Source organism: Protofrankia symbiont of Coriaria myrtifolia (assembly GCF_900634755.1).
GTDB lineage: Bacteria > Actinomycetota > Actinomycetes > Frankiales > Frankiaceae > Protofrankia > Protofrankia coriariae.
The window spans coordinates 1-7,454 of record NZ_CAAAFS010000026.1 but is presented as its reverse complement, the minus strand read 5'-3'; the positions used below and the strand labels follow the sequence as shown (position 1 = coordinate 7,454).

Annotated in this window: 8 protein-coding genes and 1 tRNA gene; 5 read left to right on the top strand and 4 right to left on the bottom strand. The window is 68.4% G+C overall.

Annotation, left to right across the window (positions count from 1 at the left end):
* The first annotated feature begins 204 nt into the window (after positions 1–204).
* Genes CM1CMNOD_RS01330 through CM1CMNOD_RS01320 form a run of 3 tightly spaced genes read left to right on the top strand, consistent with a single transcriptional unit; the run spans position 205 to position 3,286 of the window.
* Positions 205–1,725: a replication initiator gene (locus tag CM1CMNOD_RS01330; RefSeq protein WP_013871894.1), complete on the top strand. Its 1,521-nt coding sequence runs from the start codon at positions 205–207 to the stop codon at positions 1,723–1,725.
* 35 nt (positions 1,726–1,760) lie between these two features.
* On the top strand, positions 1,761–1,946 hold the full coding sequence (locus CM1CMNOD_RS01325; protein WP_043602750.1) for a helix-turn-helix domain-containing protein: 186 nt from the start codon (positions 1,761–1,763) through the stop codon (positions 1,944–1,946).
* Between the two features lie 17 nt (positions 1,947–1,963).
* Positions 1,964–3,286: a tyrosine-type recombinase/integrase gene (locus tag CM1CMNOD_RS01320; RefSeq protein ID WP_165490434.1), complete on the top strand. Its 1,323-nt coding sequence runs from the start codon at positions 1,964–1,966 to the stop codon at positions 3,284–3,286.
* Positions 3,287–3,381: 95 nt separating this feature from the next.
* Here CM1CMNOD_RS01320 and CM1CMNOD_RS01315 read toward each other — a convergent pair.
* Positions 3,382–3,454 (bottom strand) — tRNA-Lys (locus CM1CMNOD_RS01315).
* A 319-nt stretch (positions 3,455–3,773) separates the two neighbouring features.
* On the opposite strand from CM1CMNOD_RS01315, the gene CM1CMNOD_RS01310 reads away from it, so the two are divergent.
* Positions 3,774–4,706: an ABC transporter ATP-binding protein gene (locus CM1CMNOD_RS01310; RefSeq protein WP_013871891.1), complete on the top strand. Its 933-nt coding sequence runs from the start codon at positions 3,774–3,776 to the stop codon at positions 4,704–4,706.
* Positions 4,703–5,509, top strand: coding sequence for an ABC transporter permease (locus CM1CMNOD_RS01305; RefSeq protein ID WP_013871890.1), 807 nt, complete (start codon positions 4,703–4,705; stop codon positions 5,507–5,509). Before CM1CMNOD_RS01310 ends, CM1CMNOD_RS01305 begins: the two co-directional genes overlap by 4 nt.
* Before the next feature lie 125 nt (positions 5,510–5,634).
* On the opposite strand, the gene CM1CMNOD_RS01300 is transcribed toward CM1CMNOD_RS01305, so the two are convergent.
* From CM1CMNOD_RS01300 to CM1CMNOD_RS01290, 3 genes are read right to left on the bottom strand one after another with little or no spacing between them, the layout of a single operon-like run.
* Positions 5,635–5,892, bottom strand: a complete 258-nt coding sequence (locus CM1CMNOD_RS01300; RefSeq protein ID WP_043604429.1) for a DUF6158 family protein — start codon at positions 5,890–5,892, stop codon at positions 5,635–5,637.
* Positions 5,893–5,939: 47 nt separating this feature from the next.
* Entirely contained in the window at positions 5,940–6,914 is a 975-nt protein-coding gene (locus tag CM1CMNOD_RS01295) for an acyl-CoA dehydrogenase (RefSeq protein ID WP_131773800.1), read from the bottom strand.
* 17 nt (positions 6,915–6,931) lie between these two features.
* Positions 6,932–7,183, bottom strand: a complete 252-nt coding sequence (locus CM1CMNOD_RS01290; RefSeq protein ID WP_131772029.1) for a hypothetical protein — start codon at positions 7,181–7,183, stop codon at positions 6,932–6,934.
* Positions 7,184–7,454: the final 271 nt, after the last annotated feature.

Sequence of the window (7,454 nt, the reverse complement as noted above, 5' to 3'; positions counted from 1 at the left end):
ACCCACAGGCGAACGCACGCGCGCAACCCTCCCCTCCTCAGAGAGAGGGCCGGGGCGTGGGGCAAAGCCCCACGATCTTTCCCTACCGGTTTTCCACCCGCGTTCCACCGGAATCCCACCGGTTTTATGTGCTGCTTTCCGTCAGCATTCTGCGCTGTCATGTACCTGGCCCGCCGCACACCCGGGAAAGGAGGTGGCAATCGTATGTCAGTACTGGACTCGGAGTATTTCCGCGCGCTCGCCCCCCGGGTGGTCGATGGCTCCGCATCGGGGTTCCTCGCCCAGCTTGACCGGGTGGCCGGCTGCGCGCATCCGGTCCGACTGACCGGCACCATCGATCAGGTCGACACCGCCACCGGAGAAACCCGCCGGACGTTCGACACCACCGGCATGCCGGACGGGGTGATCCTGGTGCCGTGCGGGAACCGGCGGGCGTCGGTATGCCCGTCCTGCTCTTACCTGTACGCCGGGGACGCCTGGCAGATCGTCCACGCCGGAATGGTCGGCGGTGCCGGGGTCCCGGAATCGGTGACAGCGCATCCGGGGCTGTTCGTGACGGTGACCGCCCCGTCGTTCGGGCCGGTGCATTCCCGTCGGTCCAACCACGGCCCGGCCCAGGTATGCCGGCCCCGTCGGGGCCGCTGCCCCCACGGGATCGCGGCCGGCTGCCACCGGGTCCACCCCGACGACGACCCGCTCCTCGGACAGGCACTCTGTCCGGACTGCCACGACGACCCCGCGTTGATCCTGTGGAACCGGGCGGCCGGCCGGCTATGGAAACGCACCGTCGATCTGACCTACCGGCGCATGGCCCGGACGGAAGGCATCCCGGAACGGGCCTGCCGGCAAGCGGTCCGGATCTCCTATGTGAAGGTTGCCGAGGGACAGGCCCGGGGCGCGGTGCACTTCCACGCCTTGCTCCGCCTCGACGACGCCACCACCCCGGACGGGACGTGGGCGCCTCCGCCGGTCTGGGCGACGGGGAAGCTGCTGGCGGCCTGCTGGCGCTGGGCGGTCACCCATGCCGAACAGCCCTGCCCGAACCCACGCACCTACGACCTGCCGTCGCTGACCGACGCGCTGGCCGTGCTCGCCGATGGTGGTCTCCTCGATATAGACCAGCGGCCCCCGACAACACCGTCGCTTCCCGCGATGACGGTCGCACGTTGGGGCGAGCAAGCCGATGTCCGGCACGTCCGTGTCGAGGGCGGGGAACTCACTCCGCTCGCGGTCGGGAACTACCTGGCGAAATACATCACGAAAAGCGTCGTCGATACCGGCACCCTGGACCGCCGGTTCCGTGACACCGACGACGTGCACGCCCGAACCCCGTTCCTTACCCCGCACCACGCCCGGCTCGCCCACACCGCCTGGCGACTCGGACGGATACCGGAACTGGCCGAGTACGGCCTGCGGAAATGGGCACACCAATTCGGCTACAACGGCCACTGGCTGACCAAAAGCCGACGGTACTCGACCACGTTCACCGCACGACGAATCACCCGTCGAATCTGGGCACGCACCCACACCCCCACCTGCGAGGAACGCATCCCGGTGGACGCCTGGGGGCGGCCCGAAGATGACGACCTGACCGTCGCCATGACGAACTGGCGCTACCAAGGCTCCGGCTACAAAACACCCAGTGACGCCTGGCTCGCCCTGCAAGCCGCAGACCAAGCCCGTTCACGGCGTGAGGAAAACCGTCGTGTGCCGCTTGCGGCGTGAGAAACCGTATCCGCATCCACGAAGAAAGAAGAGGCATGCACAGCGTTCAGGATCTGCTGACGGTCGCGGACGTCATGGAACGCCTGTCGGTGTCGAAGTGGACGGTGTACCGGCTTATCAAGGAGCGGGAAATCGTCGGGGTGCTGGTACGGGGCTGCCGACGGGTCACGGTGGAATCCCTCATCGCCTACCAGAACAGGATTATGGAGGATGCTGTCTGATGTCATCTGTAACCGCGTTGGCGGTACCTGAGGAGCCGGAGGAATCCCGCCGGTCGGGTCGGCGGAACGTCAATGGTGAGGGCACGATTCGTCAACGTGCCGATGGCAGGTGGGAGGGTCGCGCCTATGTCGTCACCAGCGACGGACGCGAGATTCGTCGCAGCGTCTACGGGCACACCTGGGAGGAAGCTCACGAGAAACTTACCCGGCTGCAAGCCGCGCGGATGAATGGTGCCCGGGTTCCTGTCGGTGGCATGACGGTGGGTGATTATCTGCTTCACTGGCTGCGTGAGATCGTGCGGGATCGGCTCCGCGATACGACCTATCGCAGCTATGAGACGGTCATCCTCGTGCATCTCGTGCCGGTGCTGGGTCGGAAGAAACTCGCCTCGCTGCAACCCTCGGACATCCGGGCAGCATTCAACCGACTGAAGACGGTGTGCCGCTGCTGCGCGCTCGGGAAAGACGCGGCACGTGAGGAACGCGCTCAGCACACACGGGCTGCGCGTACACGGCCACGGAAGAACGCTCGGGTTATCCCCGGTGCGCGATGCTGTGCGAAAACTCCTCCGGAGTGCTGCGGAGAGTTCCTCGCCGATGGGACAATCCGCTACGCACACCGGGTGCTCCGCGTCGCGCTACAGGATGCCTTTCTCGAGGGGCTTGTCACACAGAACGTGGCGAAGAACCTTCGCTTGAACCACCGGTATCGGCCGCACTTCACCCCGTGGACATCCGGTGAGGCACGGGAATTCCTCGAGGCGGCCCGGGGCGGCCGTCTCTACGCGCTGTACGTGCTGGCGCTCATGCTCGGGCTCCGCAAAGGGGAGCTCCTCGGTCTGCGCTGGTCCGACATCGACCTTGACCGCGGGGTCCTTCGGGTCCGTACCAGCCTGCAACGGGTCAACGGGCAACTTCGGCTCGGCCCGGTGAAAACCGACAGCTCGGCCCGGGTCGTCGCCATGTCTGCTTCCTGCGTCCGCGTGCTCCGTGGGCACAAGGAGCGACAGGACACGGAGCGGGATGCGGCCGGTAGAACATGGACCGATCACGATCTTGTGTTTGCGTCCGCACGCGGCACACCGTTGGAACCGCGGAACGTCACTCGCCAGTTCGACGCGCTGTGCCGCCGTGCCGGGCTCCGCCGCATCCGCTTCCACGATCTTCGACACACGTGCGCGACGCTGCTCTATGAGCAAGGCGTGACCATCGACAACATCCAAAACGTGTTGGGACACAGCTCCCCGACCATCACCAAAATGATCTATGTGGAGGTTACCGAGATAATCCAACGAGGTGCGGCGGATCGTCTCGATCACCTGTTCCCGGACGGAGACTGACGTTGGGGTCACCCGTAGGGGTCATTGATCTTGAAGAGGGCAATCAAGATCGGCGATCTCAATCACATCCTTTACAGGGCAGTGGAACCAGGGAGTGGGCCGCCAGGGGATCGAACCCTGAACCCGCAGATTAAAAGTCTGCTGCTCTACCAGTTGAGCTAACGGCCCGCTGGGCCTGATCGTACCTGCCGTGGCGAGATCCCACGCGGGGTGGGCGCGGTGGACCCGATCTGCCCCCGTCTGTCGATGGCACGTAATAGCCCCGGTTTACTAGTACTACAGTGCCTACTACTACAGTGCCCACTTTGCGATCATCCTGCTCCGACGGGCCGGGGCGGCTCCCCCGGACGCGGGTGGGGCCTGGTCCGAATGCCCCGCCGGCCCTGACGCGTGGCCGTCCCATGCCCGCCGCCACTATGCCTACTGCGCCTACTGTCGCCGTGCCCGCCACCGAACCCGCTGCCGCCGACGACGGGCGGGAGCCGACATGACGTTCGCGATACATGCGGATGGGCTGACCAAACGCTACCGGGGCCGGACCGTGGTCGACTGCCTCGACCTGCAGGTGGCGACCGGTGACCGGTTCGGGTTCCTCGGCCCCAACGGCTCGGGTAAGTCCACAACCGTCCGGATGCTGCTCGGGCTGGTGCGCCCGAGCGCCGGCAGTGTCCGGCTGCTCGGCCGGAGCATGCCCCGTCATGCCCGGCAGGTGCTGCCCAAGGTCGGCGCGCTCGTGGAGGCTCCCGCGTTCCACACCTTCCTGCCCGCCCGGGTCGAACTGGCCGCTCTCGACTCGGCCGGGCGCGGCGGTGCCCGGCGCTCGCGCCGCAAGCGGATCGAGGACGCTCTGGAACGGGTCGGGCTCGGCGACGTCGACGACCGGCCCATCAGCAGGTTCTCACTGGGGATGAAACAGCGGCTTGCCCTTGCCGCGGCGCTGCTGCGGCATCCCAAACTACTCATCCTGGACGAGCCGACGAACGGGCTTGATCCGCAGAGCATCCGGGAGATCCGTGACCTGCTGCTCGAGCTGAACGCCGCGGGAACGACCGTCTTCCTGTCCTCGCACCTGCTCGCGGAGGTCGAGATGCTCTGCACCGAGACAGCGATCGTCTGTGACGGCCGTCTGGTCGCCCATGACTCGCTCAACGCGCTGTGTGGCCCGACCGGCCGGGTGACCCTGCGCACCCCCGATTCCGACCTTGCCGCGCACCTGCTCGAGCGCGTCCTGGAGGGCCGGGAGGGGCACTCCCTCATCGCGCGGACGCTGAACCCCATGGCGCTCAACGCCGCGCTGGTCTCGGCTGGTGTGCGCGTACACGAACTGGTGGTGGAACGACGGACGCTTGAGGACGTCTTCCTCGAGCTGACCGGTAGCGACGGAGGCGGCGGCTGGGAGCCGGCCGAGGACGAGCAGTGATCCGCGTCGAGCTGCGCCTGCTGTTGTTGCGGCGGCGAACGTGGGTGTCGGTGTTGATGCTCGCGGCGCTGCCGGTCATCGTCGCCATCTTCCTGAAGATCAGCGGAACTGGCTCGAAGCCGATAGGCCCGGCGTTCCTGGCCGAGGTCGTCCGCAACGGCACGTGGTTCCCGGTCGCGGCCCTCGCCCTCGTCCTGCCGCTGTTCCTGCCGGTGGCGGTGCTTCTGCTGGCGGGGGACGCGATCGCGGGCGAGGCAAGCGCCGGCACTCTGCGCTATCTGGTGATACGCCCGGTCGGACGGGGACGGCTGCTGGCCGCCAAGATGATTTCGATCATCGCCTTTCTGCTGATCGCGGTGAGCGCGGTGACCTCGACCGCGTTCACGGTCGGCTGGGCGCTGTTCGGGCTCGCTCCCATCCAGCCGCTGTCCGGTGGGGGGCCGCCTTTCTCCCTGCCGGATGCGGCGATCCGGATCGGGCTGTCGGCGCTGTTCGTGGCCGCGTCCATGTTCGGGATCGCCGGCTGCGGGCTGTTCCTGTCGACGATCACGTCCACGCCGCTCGCGGCCACGCTCGGCGCGCTCGGCATCCTGGTCACCGCGGGTGTACTCGACCAGATCCCGTCCGCCGAGGTCATTCAGCCCTACCTGCCCACGCACTACTGGATGGCGTTCGTCGACCTGTTCCGCGCGCCGGTCCCCTGGTCCAGCATCCAGCACGGACTGATGCTCGAGGGCGGCTACGGCATAACCATGCTCGTCCTGGCCCGGATCGTGTTCGCGACCCGGGACATCACAAGCTGACCCGGCGCACCACCCGTCGCGCCCGGCACGGCCCGGGGCTGCGACGAGCCGGTGACAGCCACCGGCCGGTCAGGTCGCCGGGCGTCGGGTGTCGGGTACCGCACGCTGCGGTCAGGCCAGGGACGTCACGAGCCGGCACGGCCCGCGGCGGCGGCCCGGCGACTGCCGGCACGGGTCCGTAGCGGGTCCGGTGTGAGCACCGCCGCGAACCGACGCCGGTATTCGTACTCCAGGCTGAGCATCCGTGACGTGTGCGTGTCGAACGCGTCCCCGGTGCCGTGCAGGAACGTGTCGTGCCGGGTCGCGTGCAGGTGTTCCACCTCGCGGACGAGATCCTCGTCGGAAAGATCACCCGGCGGGACGCCTTCGGGACGATGCTTCATGCCGTCATCGATACCCACCTGACCCGCCGTGGCCACCTCGCTGTCAGTCACCACCAGAACGGGTCGAGATCGTCCAGGACGGCGTTCGCGAGCGTCTCGAGATCATGCTCGACGTGGCTGTGCCGCAGGTGGAAGCCGAGGTCGGCGACGCGCCGGGCGTAGCCGCGGTCGGAGCACAACGGCCCCGGGCCGAGCGCGCGCCCCACCAGGTCGATCACCTCTGTCGCGCACGTCTCGACCGAGGCCCGCACCTGCAGGGCACGCCGCCGCGCCGAGCCGCCGGTGTCGCCCGGGTCGGCATCGATTTCCCGTGCGGCCGTCTCCAGGACGCAGCGCCCGGCCATCAGCAGCGCATCCACCCGGCCCAGGTGGACCAGCGCACGCGCGTCCAGCGGCCGCCCCCGCCGGTCGGCGAACCAGTGGTGGCCGCCGGGCCCGCCGCGGCCGGTGGCCCCGTACCGGTTGGCGGATCCGCTGACGGATCCATGGCGGACGGTCCAGTCTTTATGGTCAGAACGGCCTTCGTAGCCAGAACGGCCTTCGTGATCGGCTCGGTCGAGGCGGCCGGCGGCGAACAGCGGGCGGGCCACTCCGATCGCGCCGCCGAACCAGCAGGCCGCGGCCCCTGCCGCGGCGTGCCAGAATACGGGCCGGTCCGAGTACGCCGTGGCGGCCGTGGCGGAGCGGCCGGACGTCCCGGCGGGCCCGCCAACCGCCACGGCCCGTGCCCCGTCGAAGAGCACCGTCGCGGTGTCCGCGCCGGCCATCGCCCGGGACGCCCGCCCACCGGCCGCCACCGCGATGCCGCGGTCGTCCAGCCGCACGGCGAACAGCTGGCGCGCCTCCCCCGCCTCGGCGGTGGTGATCTCGGCTGCCACCAGCGCGTGGGTGAGCACCCGCGCCCCTGAACAGGCCGGTCTGGCGCCATGCAGCGTCCAGCCGTCCGGGCCCCAGCGGGCGGCCAGCGGGCTCACCGGGGTGTCGATGTCCCACACCCCCCACCGTTGGTCACGCCGCGGCACCGGTCCGTCCAGATCGTTCAGGATCGCCACCGCGCCGGCGTGCCCGGCTGCCAGTCGCGCCAGCGTGACGTCGTTGACGGCAAGGTCGGCAAGGACGCGCCAGCGGACAGCGGAGGATCGAGCCGGCCGGACTCGACGAGCGCACCGAGCGCCGCACCGGTCCGGGTTGGATCCGACAGATCAGCGGGCAGCGCCCGGTCCGGATCCGCGCCCGGTGGGACGTCGAGCGGGATGCCGAACGGGCCGGCCGTCGTGACACTCGTTGCCATCAGGACCACCTCATGCCATGTGATGCGGTGTGCATGCCATGTGATGCCATGTGATGCCGTGTACATGCGTGGACGGCCGCCCGACGCCGCCGCACATCCTGTCACCGCCAGTTGTGTTGCCATTGGTATCCCCGACGCATCGGAGGGTGATGGATTTGTGTCCCGTTCCGCGGACACCAAACGTGACCCACCCCAGCGCCCTTTACTGTCGGTCACATAACATCCACACTTACCCAACACGTGGCGACAACACTACGCATGGCACCAGAAC

Excerpts from the sequence above, each read along its gene's own strand:
- CM1CMNOD_RS01330 (WP_013871894.1), top strand. The coding sequence starts at position 205 with ATGTCAGTACTGGACTCGGAGTATTTCCGCGCGCTCGCCCCCCGGGTG.
- CM1CMNOD_RS01325 (WP_043602750.1), top strand. The coding sequence starts at position 1,761 with ATGCACAGCGTTCAGGATCTGCTGACGGTCGCGGACGTCATGGAACGC.
- CM1CMNOD_RS01310 (WP_013871891.1), top strand. The coding sequence starts at position 3,774 with ATGACGTTCGCGATACATGCGGATGGGCTGACCAAACGCTACCGGGGC.
- CM1CMNOD_RS01300 (WP_043604429.1), bottom strand. The coding sequence starts at position 5,892 with ATGAAGCATCGTCCCGAAGGCGTCCCGCCGGGTGATCTTTCCGACGAG.
- CM1CMNOD_RS01290 (WP_131772029.1), bottom strand. The coding sequence starts at position 7,183 with ATGGCAACGAGTGTCACGACGGCCGGCCCGTTCGGCATCCCGCTCGAC.